This is a genomic window from Cellulomonas sp. NPDC089187 (assembly GCF_040685135.1).
Lineage (GTDB): Bacteria > Actinomycetota > Actinomycetes > Actinomycetales > Cellulomonadaceae > Cellulomonas.
In genome coordinates this window covers 134,120-150,317 of sequence record NZ_JBFBHI010000003.1, presented here as the reverse complement: position 1 = coordinate 150,317, position 16,198 = coordinate 134,120, and the positions used below count along the sequence as shown (strand labels likewise).

The 16,198-nt window shown below is 70.0% G+C and carries 22 protein-coding genes; 6 read left to right on the top strand and 16 right to left on the bottom strand.

Going from position 1 to position 16,198, the window contains the following annotated elements:
• Positions 1-13 precede the first annotated feature (13 nt).
• From AB0N78_RS08955 to AB0N78_RS08935, 5 genes are all read right to left on the bottom strand, one after another.
• Complete coding sequence (locus AB0N78_RS08955) at positions 14-607, bottom strand: hypothetical protein (RefSeq protein WP_363388672.1); 594 nt, start codon at positions 605-607, stop codon at positions 14-16.
• Between the two features lie 158 nt (positions 608-765).
• Positions 766-951, bottom strand: a complete 186-nt coding sequence (locus AB0N78_RS08950) for a hypothetical protein (protein ID WP_363388669.1) — start codon at positions 949-951, stop codon at positions 766-768.
• Positions 948-1,448: a hypothetical protein gene (locus AB0N78_RS08945; RefSeq protein ID WP_363388666.1), complete on the bottom strand. Its 501-nt coding sequence runs from the start codon at positions 1,446-1,448 to the stop codon at positions 948-950. Before AB0N78_RS08945 ends, AB0N78_RS08950 begins: the two co-directional genes overlap by 4 nt.
• 189 nt (positions 1,449-1,637) lie before the next feature.
• Positions 1,638-1,901 (bottom strand): WhiB family transcriptional regulator, encoded by a 264-nt coding sequence (locus AB0N78_RS08940; protein ID WP_363388663.1) that lies wholly within the window; start codon positions 1,899-1,901, stop codon positions 1,638-1,640.
• Positions 1,898-2,137, bottom strand: a complete 240-nt coding sequence (locus AB0N78_RS08935) for a helix-turn-helix transcriptional regulator (RefSeq protein ID WP_363388661.1) — start codon at positions 2,135-2,137, stop codon at positions 1,898-1,900. Before AB0N78_RS08935 ends, AB0N78_RS08940 begins: the two co-directional genes overlap by 4 nt.
• A gap of 251 nt (positions 2,138-2,388) precedes the next feature.
• On the opposite strand from AB0N78_RS08935, the gene AB0N78_RS08930 reads away from it, so the two are divergent.
• A complete protein-coding gene (locus AB0N78_RS08930) occupies positions 2,389-2,841 on the top strand; it encodes a helix-turn-helix transcriptional regulator (RefSeq protein WP_363388658.1) in 453 nt (150 codons plus the stop codon).
• Between the two features lie 47 nt (positions 2,842-2,888).
• Positions 2,889-3,305 carry an ImmA/IrrE family metallo-endopeptidase gene (locus AB0N78_RS08925; RefSeq protein ID WP_363388655.1) on the top strand — a complete coding sequence of 139 codons (417 nt, stop codon included), beginning with the start codon at positions 2,889-2,891 and terminating at the stop codon, positions 3,303-3,305.
• Here the strand turns inward: AB0N78_RS08925 and AB0N78_RS08920 are convergent.
• Entirely contained in the window at positions 3,297-3,602 is a 306-nt protein-coding gene (locus AB0N78_RS08920; RefSeq protein WP_363388652.1) for a DUF3467 domain-containing protein, read from the bottom strand. The genes AB0N78_RS08925 and AB0N78_RS08920 overlap by 9 nt on opposite strands.
• A 48-nt stretch (positions 3,603-3,650) precedes the next feature.
• On the opposite strand from AB0N78_RS08920, the gene AB0N78_RS08915 reads away from it, so the two are divergent.
• On the top strand, positions 3,651-3,920 hold the full coding sequence (locus tag AB0N78_RS08915) for a sulfurtransferase TusA family protein (protein ID WP_363388649.1): 270 nt from the start codon (positions 3,651-3,653) through the stop codon (positions 3,918-3,920).
• Here the strand turns inward: AB0N78_RS08915 and AB0N78_RS08910 are convergent.
• Together AB0N78_RS08910 and AB0N78_RS08905 are read right to left on the bottom strand one after the other, a co-directional pair.
• The gene (locus AB0N78_RS08910; RefSeq protein ID WP_363388646.1) at positions 3,917-4,825 is read right to left on the bottom strand and encodes a siderophore-interacting protein; all 909 of its coding nucleotides are present in this window, start codon (positions 4,823-4,825) and stop codon (positions 3,917-3,919) included. The genes AB0N78_RS08915 and AB0N78_RS08910 overlap by 4 nt on opposite strands.
• A 107-nt stretch (positions 4,826-4,932) precedes the next feature.
• Positions 4,933-5,388, bottom strand: a complete 456-nt coding sequence (locus AB0N78_RS08905; protein ID WP_363388643.1) for a MarR family transcriptional regulator — start codon at positions 5,386-5,388, stop codon at positions 4,933-4,935.
• An 80-nt stretch (positions 5,389-5,468) separates the two neighbouring features.
• Between AB0N78_RS08905 and AB0N78_RS08900 the strand changes: the two genes are divergently transcribed.
• Entirely contained in the window at positions 5,469-6,707 is a 1,239-nt protein-coding gene (locus AB0N78_RS08900) for an MFS transporter (RefSeq protein ID WP_363388640.1), read from the top strand.
• A gap of 3 nt (positions 6,708-6,710) precedes the next feature.
• On the opposite strand, the gene AB0N78_RS08895 is transcribed toward AB0N78_RS08900, so the two are convergent.
• The 5 genes from AB0N78_RS08895 to AB0N78_RS08875 form a co-directional block, all read right to left on the bottom strand.
• Complete coding sequence (locus tag AB0N78_RS08895; RefSeq protein WP_363388637.1) at positions 6,711-7,382, bottom strand: response regulator transcription factor; 672 nt, start codon at positions 7,380-7,382, stop codon at positions 6,711-6,713.
• Positions 7,379-8,800, bottom strand: a complete 1,422-nt coding sequence (locus AB0N78_RS08890) for a histidine kinase (protein ID WP_363388634.1) — start codon at positions 8,798-8,800, stop codon at positions 7,379-7,381. The genes AB0N78_RS08895 and AB0N78_RS08890 overlap by 4 nt, the downstream gene beginning before the upstream one ends.
• Before the next feature lie 2 nt (positions 8,801-8,802).
• On the bottom strand, positions 8,803-9,660 hold the full coding sequence (locus tag AB0N78_RS08885) for an ABC transporter permease subunit (protein WP_363388631.1): 858 nt from the start codon (positions 9,658-9,660) through the stop codon (positions 8,803-8,805).
• Positions 9,657-10,607, bottom strand: coding sequence for an ATP-binding cassette domain-containing protein (locus tag AB0N78_RS08880; RefSeq protein ID WP_363388628.1), 951 nt, complete (start codon positions 10,605-10,607; stop codon positions 9,657-9,659). The genes AB0N78_RS08885 and AB0N78_RS08880 overlap by 4 nt, the downstream gene beginning before the upstream one ends.
• 157 nt (positions 10,608-10,764) lie before the next feature.
• Complete coding sequence (locus AB0N78_RS08875) at positions 10,765-11,559, bottom strand: hypothetical protein (protein WP_363388626.1); 795 nt, start codon at positions 11,557-11,559, stop codon at positions 10,765-10,767.
• Between the two features lie 192 nt (positions 11,560-11,751).
• On the opposite strand from AB0N78_RS08875, the gene AB0N78_RS08870 reads away from it, so the two are divergent.
• Complete coding sequence (locus AB0N78_RS08870) at positions 11,752-12,651, top strand: Bax inhibitor-1/YccA family protein (RefSeq protein ID WP_363388623.1); 900 nt, start codon at positions 11,752-11,754, stop codon at positions 12,649-12,651.
• Positions 12,652-12,753: 102 nt separating this feature from the next.
• Positions 12,754-14,151, top strand: coding sequence for a cystathionine beta-synthase (locus tag AB0N78_RS08865; protein WP_363389875.1), 1,398 nt, complete (start codon positions 12,754-12,756; stop codon positions 14,149-14,151).
• A gap of 36 nt (positions 14,152-14,187) precedes the next feature.
• Here AB0N78_RS08865 and AB0N78_RS08860 read toward each other — a convergent pair whose 3' ends face one another.
• The 3 genes from AB0N78_RS08860 to AB0N78_RS08850 are packed head-to-tail and all read right to left on the bottom strand — an operon-like array spanning position 14,188 to position 16,098.
• A complete protein-coding gene (locus tag AB0N78_RS08860; RefSeq protein WP_363388621.1) occupies positions 14,188-14,568 on the bottom strand; it encodes a PIN domain-containing protein in 381 nt (126 codons plus the stop codon).
• Complete coding sequence (locus AB0N78_RS08855; protein WP_363388618.1) at positions 14,565-14,822, bottom strand: hypothetical protein; 258 nt, start codon at positions 14,820-14,822, stop codon at positions 14,565-14,567. The genes AB0N78_RS08860 and AB0N78_RS08855 overlap by 4 nt, the downstream gene beginning before the upstream one ends.
• Positions 14,823-14,847: 25 nt before the next feature.
• Positions 14,848-16,098 carry an FAD-binding protein gene (locus AB0N78_RS08850; protein ID WP_363388615.1) on the bottom strand — a complete coding sequence of 417 codons (1,251 nt, stop codon included), beginning with the start codon at positions 16,096-16,098 and terminating at the stop codon, positions 14,848-14,850.
• Positions 16,099-16,198 lie beyond the last annotated feature (100 nt).

The following is a 16,198-nucleotide window of genomic DNA, read 5'->3' as shown; positions in this document are numbered from 1 at the left end:
GCGGGGGTGGGACTCAGCCGACGGTGCTGGGGTTCTCCAGCTGCTCCTGCACGAAGCCCCAGGCCTTGAAGTGGTACGGGGCGTCCGCGCCGCCGGAGAAGGTCCGGAAGGTCATCCCGTAGGCGAGCAGCGTGGTCCGGTTGAAGGCCATGTCCTCGCGGGCGTTGATCTGCACGTTCGGGTAGTGCACCAGCACCAGCGCGTCGTTCTGGTCGAGCCCGACGGTGACGATGTCGTACCGGCGGGAGGCGGCGGCCGAGGTGACCTCCAGGGAGCCGTCCGCCGCGATCTCGGTGTCGAAGTAGGCCTCGGCGTTCTGCGCGTTGGCCTCCAGACCGGAGAAGGTCAGGGTCCAGTAGCCCGGGGCGAACTCGGCGAAGACGCTGTCCCCGTTGTGCGCCGAGATCGTGGTCTCGTCGCCAGGCACCGCGGACAGGGTGAAACCGGCGTCGGAGTAGTAGCCGAGACGGCCATCGGCCTCGGTCGGGGTCCAGTCCACGCCGGTCGGCGGCGTGGCGCTGCCGGCCTTGCGGATGAAGATCGCACCGTTCTTGACCAGGCGGACCAGCTCGGTGTTGTTCGTCTGCATGTACTCGGGGGTGGCCATGGCAGGCGTCCTCCTTGAGGTAGATGGAAAGAGGCGACATGCGATCCGCGCATGTCGGTGCGGACGGGTCCGGGTACGACGAAGCCCCGGCCTCGTGAGGTCGAGGTCGGGGCTTCGGTGGGATCGTCCTGCGGGCAGAGCTCCGCGTGCCAATGACGTTACGGGGCGGTGATCCGATCGCGCCAATTCTTCTCCGCCCGGCGCACGTCGCCGAGATGAACCACCCTCCGACCTGCGAAGACGTCGGTGCGGACCTTGCCGCGGGTGGCCCAGACCCGAATCGTCCCGGGGCGGACTCGGACCGCCCGGGCGGCGTCGTCGACCCGTGCCCACTGCTCGGTCATCGACACATCGCCTCCCACTCGTCCTCGGTGAACACCCGCGCGCAATCCGGGTCGGAGCATTCCACCCGCACCGGGTCGCCCGGGGCCTGCGGCGGGGTGCGGTAGAGCGCGAACAGCCCGCATGCCGGGCACGGGCGATCCACCTGCTGGGGGCGGATCGACTCGTCCGCGGCCGGGTAGCGGCGGCGCAGGGTGTCCACGGTCTCGCACACTTCGCGGCGGAGATCTCCGACCCATTCCTGCTGCACGCACCAGGGCAGGTAGCCGATCAGCCAGCTCGCACGGTCGCCGATCCGGGCCGCCGCATGCGGGTGCTCGTCCAGGATCAGGTCGGCCCAGGAGTCGAGCAGCCCGAGCAGGTCGTCGGCGTCCAACCAGGCCGGGGGCAGCACAGACAGGGTGCTGGGGTCGGCATGTCCGCGGGGAGCACGGTCCAGGGCGCGGGAACGAGTGGTGGGCTCACCGATCTCGCGAAGGCGGTCGATCAGGGTGGGCACCTGGTTGAGGGCGTCGACCAGACGCGACCAGCACCAGGCGCAGAGTCGTCCGTGGTCAGCGGGTCGAGGTAGGCAACCACGACAGTTCGGTGCGGTGCAGCCGGTGTCGTGCGCTCCGGTGGTGCGGCAGTCGGTGAGGCAGTGGGTCATGAATCTCCTCCACAGTGGTCGGTCGATGGGCGCGGGTGGTCAGGCCATCCGCATGGCGCGGCGCTCGGCCGGGGTCAGACCGCCGCGCATCCCGAAGTCGGCGCGACGTTCGGGGTCGAGGGCGTCTGCCAGGCAGATCTCCCGCACCGGGCAGCCGGCGCAGATCCGCCGGGCCAGATCCCAGGCGTCGGGCAGCGGGGTGCCGCGGTCGTCGGGCTCGAACAGGGCAGGAGAGCGGCCGACACAGGCGCCGTGGTGCTGCCAGGGTTCAACGGCGTCGCGGGACTGGCGCTGTGGAATCATCGATTGACTCCGAGTCGCCCATCGGGCGACTCGCTGGGCGCGAAAAGAGTGCCGGGGAGCAGGTGCAGGGCCTCCTCGATGCGAGCTCCGACCGGGCCGGTGCAGCCTCGCCGGGCGCCGGTGGTGAGCATGTGGATGAACTGGCGTGAGACGCCGACGGCGCGGCCGAGATCGGCCTGGCTGAGCCCGCCGGCGTGCAGGTAGCGGGTGAGTTGGTGCGCGTCGCGCAGATGCATGGATCCCCCTGGGTGATCGGTGCGGATGTTGCCCCCAGTGTCCCGAGCGAGGTGGCTTAATGTCAATCAGAAGGCGACTCGAAGTCCACCTATGGTTGACGTCAACCCCTCGTCTCCTGCACAGTGGGCACGCGCGGCTCGGTCGCGCACTGCTTGACGCGGGATCGCCCAGGTGTGACTAGCCTGGGTCCTCGCACCGCCCGGCCCGGCCCTCTCCCGGTCACCGGTCGAGTCCCAGGGAAGGAACCCCGATGCATGCGCTCCGCCAGTACGTCCAGGGCGAGATGGACCGCCGCGGTTGGAAGCCGGTCGAGCTCGCCAAGCGCTCCGGCGTGTCCAAGCAGGTGCTGAGCAACTTGCTCAATGACGACCGGGACGAGCTGCGCATGCTCCCGGCCCGCGACACCATCGACGGACTCGCCGCCGCGTTCTCGGTGGACCGCGACGTCCTGCTCGGCGTGGTCGGGGAGGCGATGGGCATTCCGGTCGGTCGCACCGTGGTCGTCTATGACGCCTCCCGGGTGCCCGACGATGAGTTGCTGCGGGAGCTCGCGCACCGCCTCGCCGCCCGTGAGGCCGTCCAGGTACCCGCCCCGGCGTTGCTCGACGAGCTGGACGCGCGCCGCCGGAAGCCGGTGCCCGAGGTCGGGGCCGCCGCCGCCCGGCGGGGTGCGCTGCACCGCCCGGCCGACGCTCAGGAGTGAGGCGTTGACCAGCATCGATGTCGGCGCGCAGGGATAGCGTCGAACCCATGGAGATGTACCACCCGTGGCGGGCGCTGCGTGCGATGACGCATGTGGACGTGCAATGGGTCGAGCTTCCCGACGGGGTGCTCGCGCTCGGTGACGGCGAGACGGTCTGGATGGACCGGCGGCAGCGCCAGGCCCAGCGTCGCTCCACCATCGCTCACGAGCTGGAGCACCTGCGGGCGGGGGACACCGGCTGTCAGACCCCCGCGGTGGAACGCCGGATCGACGAGGTCGCCGCCGCGAAGCTCGTCCCGGTGGATCAGCTGGCCGAGGCGATCGTCTGGGCGATGAGCGAGGAGGAGCTGGCCCTGGATCTCTGGGTCGACATCGACGTGGTCCGCACCCGGCTCGGCTCACTCACCGAGGAGGAGAAAGACGCCATCGACCGGGTCATCGCCGCCCGGGAGGAGTCACTGTGACGGCGGCGTCGCACGGTGACCGGTCTCGGCCTCCCACGCGGACAGCTGCTGCTCCAATGCCTTCATGATCTCGAACACCTGACTCGGTGGCAGCTTCACCCGGGAGATCACCTGGGCGTCCACCTGCGTGATCGGCTGCCCGTCCGGCCCCTCAGCAGGACGCCCGGGCCCCACCACCGCGGCGAAGTCGAGCACGAACACGTCCTGGGTGTGCCAGGCGCTGACAAAGTCCGCGTGCACTCCGGTGACCTGCTCCGGCGGCATGGTGATCGACACATTGGTCGGGCGCTGGTTCATTGTCCCAGTGTGCCGCGCCGGTCAAGGTCCGCCAGATAGCCTCGCGCGGTGACCACCCACCAGCTGGACGGCGGCGACCTGGGCTGTGCCCGGTTGCTGGTGCTGCTACGTGCCCGGGTGGCCGAGCTGCCCGCGGGCGATGTGGTGCATCTGAGCACGGTCGACCCGGTGGCACCGATCGACCTGCCGGTGTGGTGTCACATGACCGGGCACGAGTATCTGGGCACGGTGCCTGGCGCGGTCCCGACCTACGCGGTGCGGGTGGTCGCACAGGCCCGGGACACGGCCGAAGGCTCGCCCTGGCGGGTGACGGACTAGGCGACGCCCGCCTCGGCCTCGGACTCCTCGATGGCCCGCAGCCACTCGCGCTTGCTCGCCCGCCAGGCCTCGTCGTCGCCGCCCAGCCGCCAGTACCCGGAGATCGACAGGTCGGTGATCGGCACACCACGGTCCACCCGCAGGTAGCGGCGCAGTTCCCGGACCGCTCCGGCCTCACCGTGCACGAAACCCTGCACCCGCCCCTCAGGCCACGGTAGGTCGCGCACCGTGCGGATGAGCGCGGCTCCGGGGGCGCCAGGTTCGGCGATGACCCAGTGCACGTCCATCCCGGTCGGTGCGGTGAGCAGCCGCACCTCCTGCGGGCCCAGCACCTCGATCACCGCATGGCCGCGGGCGTTCTCCGGTAGACGTTCCAGGGCGACCGCCACGGCGGGCAGTGCACTGGCGTCACCGGCCAGCAGGTGGTGGTCGGCGGTCGGGTCGGGGGAGTAGCCGCCGCCGGGTCCGACCACCAGCACCGTCTCTCCGGGCTGCGCCTGATCGGCCCATGGCCCGGCCAGGCCGTCGGTGCCGTGCACCACCAGGTCGATCAGCATGCGCTCCCCGTCCCAGTCCCGGACGGTGTAGGTGCGCATCCGGGGCTGCTGCTCCGCCGGGAGCGCGGCGCGGGCGGCATCCAGGTCGATCCGGCCATCGGGCATCGCCCACTGGGCGAGGGTGGCTGCACCGGTGTGATCCGGCGAGCCGGGCAGGAACAGCAACTTCACGTAGCAGTCGGCGTGCGGGTTGTGTCGGTAGTGAGTGCTCAGTGCCGGTCCGGCCAGGGTGAGGCGCACCATCTCCGGCGTGATCCGCTCGGTGGCGCGGACGACGGCGGGCATCCCGGGCCTGGGTCCGCGGGGCCCGCCCCGGTGTCCGGCGGTCTGCTGTGCGGGCGCGCTCATCGCGGTTCCGTTCCCTCGGCTGGCGGGCGATCCGGTGCGGACCACCGACGTCGAGCTTAGGGCAGCCTTACTGATTGAGGCGGTGTGACCTCGGTCTCGGTGTTGAGTCAGCCTGCGTGCTGACGGCCCCAGTCGTCCAGATCCAGATTCAGTCGGTGCAGGCCGGTGGCGAGTGCAGCCCGCTCTTCAGGGGTCCAGGCGGCGAGGATCTCGCTGTAGATGCCGGCGCGGATCTCCCGGCTGCGTTCCAGTGCGTGCACCCCGGATTCGGTGGGGGAGACCACAGTGACCCGGCGGTCGACGGTGTCCGCGCTGCGGCTGACCTGACCGGCCCGTTCCATCGCGAGCACCTGGCGGGTCACTGTGGACGGGTCTAGGCGGAGGGCGTCGGCGATGGTGTTGACGCTGCACGGCCCCTGACTGGTGAGGACGCCAAGTACCAGGTAGGCGGAGCGGTCGATCTCACCCTGTCGCCGAGCCGAAGACCGCCGGTTGCGCTCGGAGAGTCGCAGCAGCATTGCCACCTCGGCCTCAATGGTGCTGACGGACGGGTCCTGAGCCATGGCGTCAGTGTGGCACGCAGTTCTCACGAGACGGCTGTATGATGCAGGTAATCCCATTGTCGTGCTGTCCGAGGAGAGTTGTGCCCAGCCGCCACGCTGAACCGAATAAGACCGCGATCTACGCCACCGCTCTCACCGCGTTCTTCGCCATCGCCGGCATCGCCATCGTCGACCCGATCCTGCCGGTAATCGGCCAGGAGATCGGTGCATCCACCTGGCAGATCGAGCTGCTGTTCACGGCCTACCTGCTGGTGATGGCGGTCGGGATGATCCCGGCTGTGATCGCCACCGGGAAGTTCGGATACCGCAAGATTCTGGCCACCGGGGTCACCGTGGTCGCGGTCGCCGCGATCCTCGCCGCTGCGTCCGGCACCATCCTGGAGCTGTCTGTGCTGCGCGGACTGTGGGGTCTGGGCAACGCGATGTTCTTCGCCACCGCGATGGTGCTGCTGGTCGCGCTGGCGAACGACCGCGAGTGGGTGGTGGAACTCTTTGAGACCTGCGTCGGTCTCGGGTTCGCGGTCGGACCGCTGCTCGGTGGACTGCTCGGCCAGATCTCCTGGCGCATCCCCTTCGCCGCCTGCGGGGTGTTCATGATCGTGGCGCTCGCGGTGTCGATCACCCGGCTGAAGGACCCCGCGGACGCCCCCGGACCGCTGCGGATCGGTGATGTGCTCGCACCGTTCCGGCGGCCCGCGTTCCGCACCCTGTGCGTGGTGACCGGTGCCTACAACTTCGTGTTCTTCATCGTGCTCGGCTACACCCCGGTGTTCCTGGGCCTGGACGTCATCCCGCTCGGTCTGGTGTTCACCGCCTGGGGGGTGGGTCTGGCGCTCGGCATCTTGGTGATCGGGCACCGACTCGCGCACCGGATGGGCGCAGTCGCCACCGTGGGCACCGCCATCGGCGGGTTGTTGATCACCCTGGTGCTGCTGGCCACCTCGGCGGGCACGGCGGAGTCGATCATCGTGCTGGTGCTCGCCGGGGTATGCATGGGCATCGCGAATGCGAACCTCACCGACCTCGCGTTGGGCATCGGTGGCCAGGACCGCCGCACCACCACCGCCGCGTTCAACCTGATCCGCTGGGGACTGGCCGCGCCGGCTCCGGTGATCGCCGGTCTGCTGCACCCGATCAGCGACGTGCTGCCGTTCTGGGTCGGCGCCGGGGTGCTGGTGATCGGCGTGCTGGCCTTCGTCTGGAAGGGCCACGGCATGGCGCACGCGGTGGGGGAGTCCCTGCCCTGGACCCGACGCCGGGCGGACGCCGCGGCCCGCGCTGCCGAGCTCAGCCCGGAGGAGGCCATCGGGGAGGTCTGAGCCTCAGCTCTGAACCAGCCCCGAACGGTAGGCCAGCACCACCGCCTGCACCCGATCCCGCACCTCCAGCTTGGTCAGGATGCGACCGACATGGGTCTTCACGGTCGCCTCGGACAGGAACAGCCGCGCGGCGACCTCCGCGTTGGACAGCCCCTCGGCCACCGCGAGCAGCACCTCGCGCTCGCGGGCGGTCAGGGACTCCACCCGGGGGTCGACCGCGGTCCGGGCGGGTTGACCGGCGGACGGCATCTCCCCGGCGAACATCTCCAGCATCCGCCGGGTCACCCGGGGCGAGACCACCGCGTCACCGCTGGCCACCGACCGGATCGCCGCCACCAACTCGGTGGGCCGGGCGTCCTTGAGCAAGAACCCACTGGCCCCCTCGCGCAGCGCAGCGAAGGCGTACTCGTCCAGATCGAAGGTGGTCAGGATCAGCACCCGGGCTGCCGCGCCGGAGGCGACAATCTGCCGGGTCGCCTCGATGCCGTTCGTGCCGGGCATCCGGACATCCATCAGGACCACGTCGGGGTTCAGCGCGGCGACCTGGGCGACCGCCTGCGCGCCGTCCCCGGCCTCGCCGACGACCTCCAGATCGTCCTCGTCCTGCAGTACCAGCTTGAAGCCCATCCGCAGCAACGGCTGATCATCCACCAGCAGCACGCGGATCGCGCTCACCGGTCCTCCTCGGGGTCGATCTGGAGCAGCACTCGTACCCGCCAGCCGCCCAGATGGGGTCCGGCGGTGACGCTGCCACGGTAGACCGCGGCCCGCTCCCGCATGCCCACCAGTCCGCGGCCGGTCCGGGGTGGGGTGGGCAGTGCGGGGCCATCGTCACCGGCGAGCCGGGCCCGGATGCGTTCACCGCGGGGTGCCATCAACGGCCGGTCGGTGGCGGTGCCCGTCGGGCCGTCGTCGGTGACCTCGATCAGCACCTCGTGGCGGGTCCGGGCGATGATGACATCCGCCTGGGTATGCGTGCCCGCGTGGCGCAGGGCGTTGGTCAACGACTCCTGCACCACCCGGTAGACGGTGAGCGCCAGCGTGGGGTCCTCTGGCAGCGGCGGGCCGGAGGTGGTCAGATGCACCGTCATCCCGGCCGCGCGGAAGGACTGCACCAGCTCATCCAGGTCCTGCGGTTGCGGCTCCAACGGCGCATCGCTGCCGCGGAGGACCCCGAGCATCCGCCGCATGTCGGTCAGGGCGGTGCGGCCGGTCTCGGACAGCAGCTCCAGCGCGTGGTCGGCGTCGTCCGGGGAGCGGCGCATCGCGGTGCGCGCTCCGTCGGCCAGCGCCACCATGACGGTCAGCCCGTGCGCCACGACGTCGTGCATCTCCCGGGCGATACGGGTCTGCTCCGCCGCCGCGGCCAGGGTCGCCGCCTGTTCACCCGCGTCGACCAGCTCCCGGTGTCGGGCGACCAGCGCGCGCACATGGGCGCGGCGACTGGCGACGCTGGTGCCGATGGCGAGCGAAATCAGGCCGACGAACATCAGAGCCGAGATGTCCGAGTAGAAGTCGGGCACGACCGAAACGGCGACGCCGCTGTCGACGCCGTCGACGCTCTCCCACCCCTCGGAGAATCCCTCGCCGAACGCCCCGACAGCGGCGCTATCCGCCACCATCAACGCGACGAAGGCGAGCAGAAGTGCGCCGCCGACAGTCAGCCAGGTCATCCGTGGAGCTCTGCCGGCAGCCACGGCGTAGATGCCGAAGCCCAGCGCCATCGTGAAATGTGAGAGCCGACCAGTGGCGGCGATGTTCCCCGCAGCGAGCACGGTCAGGGTCCCTAGCACCACCACCGGCGACCGCCGCCGGAACCAGAGCGCGACCACACCCAGCACGCCGAACACGGCGGCCACGATCCACCGGATCGCGCCCATCGTGCCGAGGCTGGAAATCAGTGTGGTGACGAGGTCGGCAGCCGCCAGGACACAGACCAGGACGTCCGACGCCCGGGGATGCTGGGCGAAGAACCGCCGCACCCGGTTCATCCGCCGGGCATCTAACTCGGTGAACTCCCCAGCGGCTGCGGGCAGCACGACGCCCACCCCCGAGCCGATTGGCTCTGGGGCGGGCGTCGTGTACGCGGTCATGCTCAGGCGTCGCGCTTGCGGACCAGCACCAGGGCGATCGACAGCAGCACCACGCCCCAGGCGATCAGCACGCCGTAGCCCTGCCATGGAGTGAGCACGGTGACGTCACTGGCGGCCTTCAGCACGTCGATGGACTCGGTGGAGGTGGACAGCACCTGGTACCCGGCATTCGACGGCAGGAACGGGCTGACCTCGGCCATCCACCGGATGTTCGGGAAGGCTCCGAACAGCGTCTCCACCACCAGGAACACCCCGAAGACGGTGGCCAGTGCAGCGGCGGACACCCGCAGCAGCGCACCCACCGCGAAGGCGAACAGCGCCACACCCATCAGGTACAGCGGCATGGCGATTAGCACCCGACGGTGGATCTCGTTCGACAGGTCGATGCCGTAGTCCGCGCCGAGCGAGGGGGTGATCAGCACCCAGGACAGCACGGTCGCCAGTGCACCGGTGATGAAGGCGACGACCAGCACCACCAGACCCTTGGCCAGCACCGCGTCGACCCGCTTGGGCGCGGCGGCAAACGTCGACCGGATCGAGCCGGTGGAGTATTCGCCGGTGATCGCCAGCACGGCCAGCACGGAGATCACCAGCTGCCCGATCATGATCCCGCTCTGCAAGAAGCCTGGGCCGACTGTCGAGCCCTCGAGCCCCAGCTCCTCCGGGGTGATGTTCTGCAACGTGAAGTACGTGCCCATCCAGGTGAAACCGGCCTGGGCCAGCACCGTGATGGCCACCACCCACCAGGTGGAGCGCAGGGTCCACAGCTTGATCCACTCCGAGCGGACCAGCTTCGGGAAGCTCACCCCCGGACTGCCCAGCGTGGACATCGGGTCGAGGGTTGCGGTCGCGGCGCTCATCGCCGGGCCTCCTTCCGGGTCTGCGGGGCCGACTGCTCGGCGCCAGTGCTGGAGTGGTATTCGACCGCGTCGGCGGTCAGTGACATGTAGGCGGACTCCAGCGAAGCCTGCACCGGGGTGAGTTCGTGCAACACCACACCGTTGGCGGCGGCGAGCTCGCCGACTGCACGGGCGTCGGTGCCGGTGACCTCGATCAGTCCGGCCTCCAGCGAAGTCACCGTGACCTGCGGCCCGGCCAGCAGCTCGACCAGGTGGGTGGCCTGCGGGCTCCGCACCCGGACCGACTGGCCGGAGGCACCGGACACGATGTCCTGCACCGGCGCGTCCGCGATGATCTCGCCGCGGCCGATCACCAGGATGTGGTCGGCGGTCAGGGCCATCTCGCTCATCAGGTGCGAAGACAGGAAGACCGTGCGGCCCTCGTGCGCCAGGTGCTTGACCAGGTTGCGCACCCAGAGCACTCCCTCCGGGTCGAGTCCGTTGACCGGCTCGTCCAGGATCAGGGTGCGCGGGTCACCAATCATCGCGGCGGCGATGCCTAGGCGCTGACCCATGCCGAGGGAGAACCCACCGACCCGCTTACCGGCGACCTGCCCGAGGCCGGTCATCTCGATGACCTCGGCGACTCGCTTCTTGCCGATCCCGTGGGTGGCGGCCAACGCGCGCAGGTGGTTGGTGGCCGAGCGGCCCTGGTGCACGGCCTTGGCCTCCAGCAGCGCGCCGACCTCGGTCAGCGGTGAACGGTGCTGGGCGTAGGGCTTGCCGTTGACGGTCACTGTGCCGGCGGTGGGGCTGTCCAGCCCCATGATCATCCGCATCGTGGTGGACTTCCCGGCGCCGTTTGGACCGAGGAACCCGGTCACCTTGCCCGGCTGGACGGTGAAGCTGATGCCATTGACGGCGGTCTTGGCGCCGTATCTCTTGGTCAGGCCGTGGGCCTCGATCATGGTGTCCTCGCACGAGTCGGTAACAGCGATGTACTGATCAGTGTGGTGGGTGGCCGTGGTTCGGCGGAACAGTCGGACGGCGGATCTTGGCTCCGGTCGGCTCTCCTCCCGGCGACCGAGGGCATCGTCCTCAAGGATGACTCCCGCAGGCTGGCGCTCACACGTCGCGCCGACGCACCAGCACCACGGCCGCGGTCCCGAGGGCCACCGCCCAGGCGATCAGCACGCCCCAGCCCTGCCACGGGCCGAGCACCACCACATCCCGGGCGCCGAGCATCGGGCCGGTGTCCGTGGTCAGCAACCGGGTCCCGGACGCGGAGGGTAGGAACGGCGTCAGGATCTGGACCACTCTGATCCGCTGCAACATCATCGCCAGGGTGTCCACCACCAGGAACACGGCCAGGACCAGGCCCAGGGCGGCCCCGGTGCGGCGCACCACCCATCCGATCGCGCAGGCGAACAGCGCGATGCCGATCAGATAGAGCGGCATGGCTGCCAGCATGCGCAGGTGGGTCGGGTCGCGGGGGTCGATGGCATAGGCACCGGTGAGCGACGGGGTCAGCGCCGCCCAGGTCGCCAGGGTGGTCGCGAGGCCGGTCAGCCCCGCTGTGACGGCGAGGACCAGCGCTCGGGCGAGGATCACCCCGGTCCGTCGAGGCGCTGCCGCGAAGGTTGACCGGATCGCCCCGCTGTCGTACTCCCCGGTCACCGCGAGCACCCCCAGCACGGCCATGGCCAGCTGTCCGACCGGATAGGCCGAGTTGATGACATTGGGCCCGACCTCGTGCGGGGAGTACCCCAGAGCACCGAGATTCGCTGTGGCAGCGAGCACGGTGGTGAACGCCGTCTGCACCACGACGACACCGGCGCACACCCGGCCGGTCCACGGCAACGACCACAGGCGGATCCACTCCGCTCGCAGCAGTCGAAGGAAGGTTGCCCGTGGGCGCATGCCGATCTCCTCAGGGTCGTGGATCGCGGCTGAGTGGTCGGGACGGCATGACGCTAGGGCGGGTGCCTCCGGCTGTGGAACCGCATCCCGGACGATTCCGATCGTCCTCAGGGATGACATTCGCGTCCGGGAACTGTGCACCGGCCATGCACGTTCTAGGCTGGTAGACCACCGATCCGACCCGGAGGACCCATGAGCAACCCGGTGTTCAACAACAGCGCCGTCTTCGCTGACCCGCGCACCCGCAAGCAGCGGGCCCGTGCCGGTCAGCCCGGCGCGACCACCGCCCAGCCCGGCTACCTGGACGGCTACTACACCGGCCAGCCCCAGCAGCAGACCGGCCCGACGTCGACGGTGGACGCCACCACGCTGGACCAGATGTACGGTGCCCCGGCGGCCACCACCCGGGACACCGGGCGGATGACCTACGACGACGTGATCGTCAAGACCGGTGGTCTGCTGGCCCTGCTGGTCGTGGTCGCCGCTGCCACCTGGTGGGTCACGCCGCAGATGCCCGCGCTGTACATGATCGGCGCGGTCGTCGGCCTGGTCCTGGGCCTGGTGAACTCCTTCAAGAAGAACCCGAGCCCCGCGCTGATCATCGCCTACACGGTCGCCGAGGGTGTGTTCCTGGGTGGGATCAGCTACCTGTTCCAGAACATCTACATCGCCCAGGAGAGCGCGCAGCCGATCGTGCTGCAGGCCGTGCTCGGCACCTTCGCCACCTTCGGTGCGGCGCTGTTCCTCTTCAAGTCCGGCCGGGTCCGGGTCACCCCCAAGTTCACCCGCTGGCTGATGGTGGCCCTGGTCGGCTACCTGGCGTTCAGCGTGCTGAACCTGGTGCTGTCGTTCTTCATGGGTGGCGACTTCGGTCCGCTGCGCTCTGGCTGGATCGGCGTGCTGGTCGGCCTGGTCGCGGTCGGCTTGGCCGCCGCCAGCCTGATCATGGACTTCGACTCGATCAAGCGCGGCGTCGAGGGCGGTGCGCCGGCCAAGTTCGCCTGGTCCGCCGCCTTCGGGCTGATCGTCACATTGGTCTGGCTGTACCTGGAGATCCTGCGGATCCTGGCGATTCTGCAAGGCCGCGACTGACCTGCATGTCCGCGACCCCGGTGCCCGGCTTACGCTGAGCGCCGGGGTCGCGGCATGTCCGCCGCCCGCAGCCGTCATCCCTTGCGACAGGAGTCACCCGCGGTGAAGTACGCCGAGCACATCTCCGACCTGGTCGGCAGCACGCCCCTGGTCAAGCTGAACACCGTGACCGCGGGTCTGTCCGCCACGATCCTGGCCAAGGTGGAGTACTTCAACCCGGGCGGGTCGGCCAAGGACCGGATTGCCGAGCGGATGGTCGAGGCGGCGGAGCAGTCCGGCGAACTCCAGCCCGGCGGCACCATCGTCGAGCCCACCTCCGGGAACACCGGGGTCGGGTTGGCCCTGGTCGCTCAGCGCAAGGGCTACCGCTGCGTGTTCGTGTGTCCGGACAAGGTCGGCAAGGACAAGATCGATGTGTTGCGGGCCTATGGCGCGGAGGTGGTCATCACCCCGACCGCGGTCGCTCCGGATCACCCGGACTCCTACTACTCGGTATCCGACCGGCTGGTGACCGAGATCGAGGGCGCGTGGAAGCCCAACCAGTACGCGAACCAGAACGGACCGGCCAGCCACTACGCCAGCACTGGGCCGGAGATCTGGGCGGACACCGACGGCCTGGTCACGCACTTTGTGGCGGGGGTCGGCACCGGCGGCACGATCACCGGTACCGGGCGGTACCTGCACGATGTCTCCGCTGACCGCGCCTCTGGGCCGGTCCAGGTGGTCGGCATCGACCCGCTGGGCTCGATCTACTCCGGTGGTGACGGGCGTCCGTACCTGGTTGAGGGGGTCGGCGAGGACTTCTGGCCGTCCACCTACGACCCGAGCGTCCCGGACCAGATCATCGCGGTCTCCGATGCCGACTCCTTCGCGATGACCCGGCGGCTGGCCCGGGAAGAGGCGCTGCTGGTCGGCGGCTCCTGCGGGATGGCGGTCGAGGGTGCGCTGCGCCTGGCCCGGCGGTTGGAGGAGGAGGACCCGGCCGCAGCGGCGCGGGCCGTGATCGTGGTGCTGCTGCCCGACGGCGGACGCGGCTACCTGGCCAAGATCTTCAACGACTCCTGGATGCGGTCCTACGGCTTCCTGCCGGGCGGCACCGGGTCGACCGTCGGGGATGTGCTGCGCACCAAGGACGGCTCGCTGCCCGCGCTGGTGCACACTCACCCCACCGAGACCGTCCGGGATGCCATCGAGATCCTGCACGAGTTCGGTGTCTCGCAGATGCCGGTGGTCGGCGCTGAACCACCGGTCCGGATCGGGGAGGTCGCCGGTGCGGTCTCCGAGCGGGAACTGTTGGACGCGGTGTTCGCCGGGAAGGCGCAACTGTCCGATCGGGTGGACCGGCACATGGCCGATCCGCTGCCGTTGATCGGTGCGGGGGAGTCGGTGGAGTCCGCGCAGCGGGCGTTGCAGGCCGACGACGCGCTGATGGTGGTGGAGGACGGTCAGCCGGTGGGTGTGCTCACCCGACACGACCTGCTGGCTTTCCTCACCCGCTGAGTGCTCACGCCCCGAACAGCAGCGCCCGCTGAGCCCTCACGCCCCGAACAGCAACGCCCGGCTGCGGGCCGCAGCGGCCAACCGCTGGTCGAAGGTGACCAGCGGGCTGTCCTGCTCGACGGCCAGTGCCAGGACGCAGGCATCCGGCATCCGGAGTCGATCCCGGGTCCGGATCTCTGCCAGCACCATCGGGTGATCCGGGCCTGGCGTGACCTCCCGGACGCTGATCGAGGCCAGATCGGCGCGGACCTGCGGTGCCAGGCCGACCTTGAACGGGGCGACGAGGATCTCCGCCATGGTGACCGGGTGCACGCCGAGCTCTCCGTTCAGCCCGGCCAGATCGGTGATCGCACGCTGGTGGTGGGCGTCGGTCGGCTCCAGAAGGGCGATCAGGACCGACGCGTCCAGCACGATCACTCGGGCCAGCCCTCGCGGAGCTGATCCAGGTAGCCGGGGCCGTAGAGCCCGGGGTACCGCCCGGCGATCAGCCGCACCCGCTCCTGCCGTCGCGCGTCGTTCATCTCGTCCTCCACTACCTGGGCCCCCGCCTCGATCAACCGGAGCAGAAGTGCCCCCGGTGACTGCCCGGGCCACCGCTCCTCGGCTATGTCGAGGGCGTGCCGCACAACCTCGGTGTGGGTGACCTGGGTGCGGGGCAGTGTGGTGGGCATAGGCCCTAGTGTGTCACCGATTCGCTCAGTGGTACACCCCGATTCGCCGGAGGAACGCATTGGCGAAGGTCTGCCCCGGGTCCACCTGACCGACCAGTGCCCGGAAGTCCGCCCACCGGGGCCAGCTCGCCGCCGCGTCCACGGTGTGGAAGAGCTTGCCCCAGTGCGGTCGGGCCCCCAGCGGGTAGAGCGCGGACTCGATCAGGGGCAGCACCGCCTCGACCTCCGGCTGTCGCGGCTGCCAGGTGAAGTGCAGCCCGACCCGGTCGCTGTCCGCGGCGCTGCTCAGCCAGAGGTCGTCGGCGGCCACGGTGCGGATCTCCGCGACCTGCAGCAGCGGTGCCGCGGAGGGTGCCAGCGCCCGCATGGCCTCGATGGCGGCGACGGCCTGGGTGCGCGGCACCAGGTACTCGGACTGAAGTTCGTCGCCGTTGGATGGGGTGAAGGCCAACCGGAAGTGCGGCAGTCGCTCATGCCAGGGGCCGGGCACCCCGAGCTGCTCGGTGCAGTTGACCGGGTCGATGCCGGGCAGCGGATGCACCGGCCCTAGCGCGGGTCGGGCGCCGAACAACTCACCGCGGGGCTGGTACGCCTCGCCCCGTGGTAGCCGGGTCTTGCGCCACCACTGCCGCACGGTCGGCCCGGACCAGTCGGTGAACAGACTGACCGAGTCCGCCGAGCCGGTGACCGCATCCAGATCCTCGAGCACCGCCGACCAGGGCAGGTCCAGATGCACCTCCTGGGCGACGTCGTAGGTCGGCTCGATGTCCAGCGTGACCCGGGCGATGATGCCCAGCGCGCCGAGCCCGACCACCGCCCCCTCCAGCATCCCGTCGCCGCGGCGCAGCCGGCGCAGCTCGCCGTCCGCGGTGACCAGGTCCAGCCCGGTCACCGCGGCAGACAGGTTCTGCGACCGGTCGCCCGACCCGTGTGTTCCGGTGCTGATCGCCCCGCCCACACTGATATGCGGCAGTGAGGCCAGGTTGTGCAGCGCCCAGCCTTGACGATCCAGCTCCTGGACGACCGTCCCGTAGCGTGCCCCGGCGGAGACGGTCACCGTGCGCGCCTGCGGGTCGATGTCGACCTGGGACGGGAAACCGTGCAGCTGCACCAGGTCACCGGTGGTGTCGGCCAGATCGTTGAAGCTGTGCCGGGTGCCCAGTGCCCGGATGTGCCGACTGCGTGCCACGAGGTCTTGCAGCTCGGACATCGATGTCGGCCGGTGCAACTGCTGGTGGTGGTAGGTCAGGTTCCCCGCCCAGGTGGTCAGCGTCATGGCGTGCCCTCTCCTTTGCCCTCGTCGGCTGCCCGACCGTAATACGACGGTCGAGTTGTCGACCATCCGTTCGCCGCCACCGCCGCGGACCAGGCAGGAT

Coding starts and splice junctions, on each gene's coding strand:
- AB0N78_RS08955 (WP_363388672.1), bottom strand. CDS start 607: ATGGCCACCCCCGAGTACATGCAGACGAACAACACCGAGCTGGTCCGC.
- AB0N78_RS08950 (WP_363388669.1), bottom strand. CDS start 951: ATGACCGAGCAGTGGGCACGGGTCGACGACGCCGCCCGGGCGGTCCGA.
- AB0N78_RS08940 (WP_363388663.1), bottom strand. CDS start 1,901: ATGATTCCACAGCGCCAGTCCCGCGACGCCGTTGAACCCTGGCAGCAC.
- AB0N78_RS08935 (WP_363388661.1), bottom strand. CDS start 2,137: ATGCATCTGCGCGACGCGCACCAACTCACCCGCTACCTGCACGCCGGC.
- AB0N78_RS08930 (WP_363388658.1), top strand. CDS start 2,389: ATGCATGCGCTCCGCCAGTACGTCCAGGGCGAGATGGACCGCCGCGGT.
- AB0N78_RS08925 (WP_363388655.1), top strand. CDS start 2,889: ATGGAGATGTACCACCCGTGGCGGGCGCTGCGTGCGATGACGCATGTG.
- AB0N78_RS08920 (WP_363388652.1), bottom strand. CDS start 3,602: ATGAACCAGCGCCCGACCAATGTGTCGATCACCATGCCGCCGGAGCAG.
- AB0N78_RS08910 (WP_363388646.1), bottom strand. CDS start 4,825: ATGAGCGCGCCCGCACAGCAGACCGCCGGACACCGGGGCGGGCCCCGC.
- AB0N78_RS08905 (WP_363388643.1), bottom strand. CDS start 5,388: ATGGCTCAGGACCCGTCCGTCAGCACCATTGAGGCCGAGGTGGCAATG.
- AB0N78_RS08890 (WP_363388634.1), bottom strand. CDS start 8,800: ATGACCGCGTACACGACGCCCGCCCCAGAGCCAATCGGCTCGGGGGTG.
- AB0N78_RS08885 (WP_363388631.1), bottom strand. CDS start 9,660: ATGAGCGCCGCGACCGCAACCCTCGACCCGATGTCCACGCTGGGCAGT.
- AB0N78_RS08880 (WP_363388628.1), bottom strand. CDS start 10,607: ATGATCGAGGCCCACGGCCTGACCAAGAGATACGGCGCCAAGACCGCC.
- AB0N78_RS08875 (WP_363388626.1), bottom strand. CDS start 11,559: ATGCGCCCACGGGCAACCTTCCTTCGACTGCTGCGAGCGGAGTGGATC.
- AB0N78_RS08870 (WP_363388623.1), top strand. CDS start 11,752: ATGAGCAACCCGGTGTTCAACAACAGCGCCGTCTTCGCTGACCCGCGC.
- AB0N78_RS08855 (WP_363388618.1), bottom strand. CDS start 14,822: ATGCCCACCACACTGCCCCGCACCCAGGTCACCCACACCGAGGTTGTG.
- AB0N78_RS08850 (WP_363388615.1), bottom strand. CDS start 16,098: ATGACGCTGACCACCTGGGCGGGGAACCTGACCTACCACCACCAGCAG.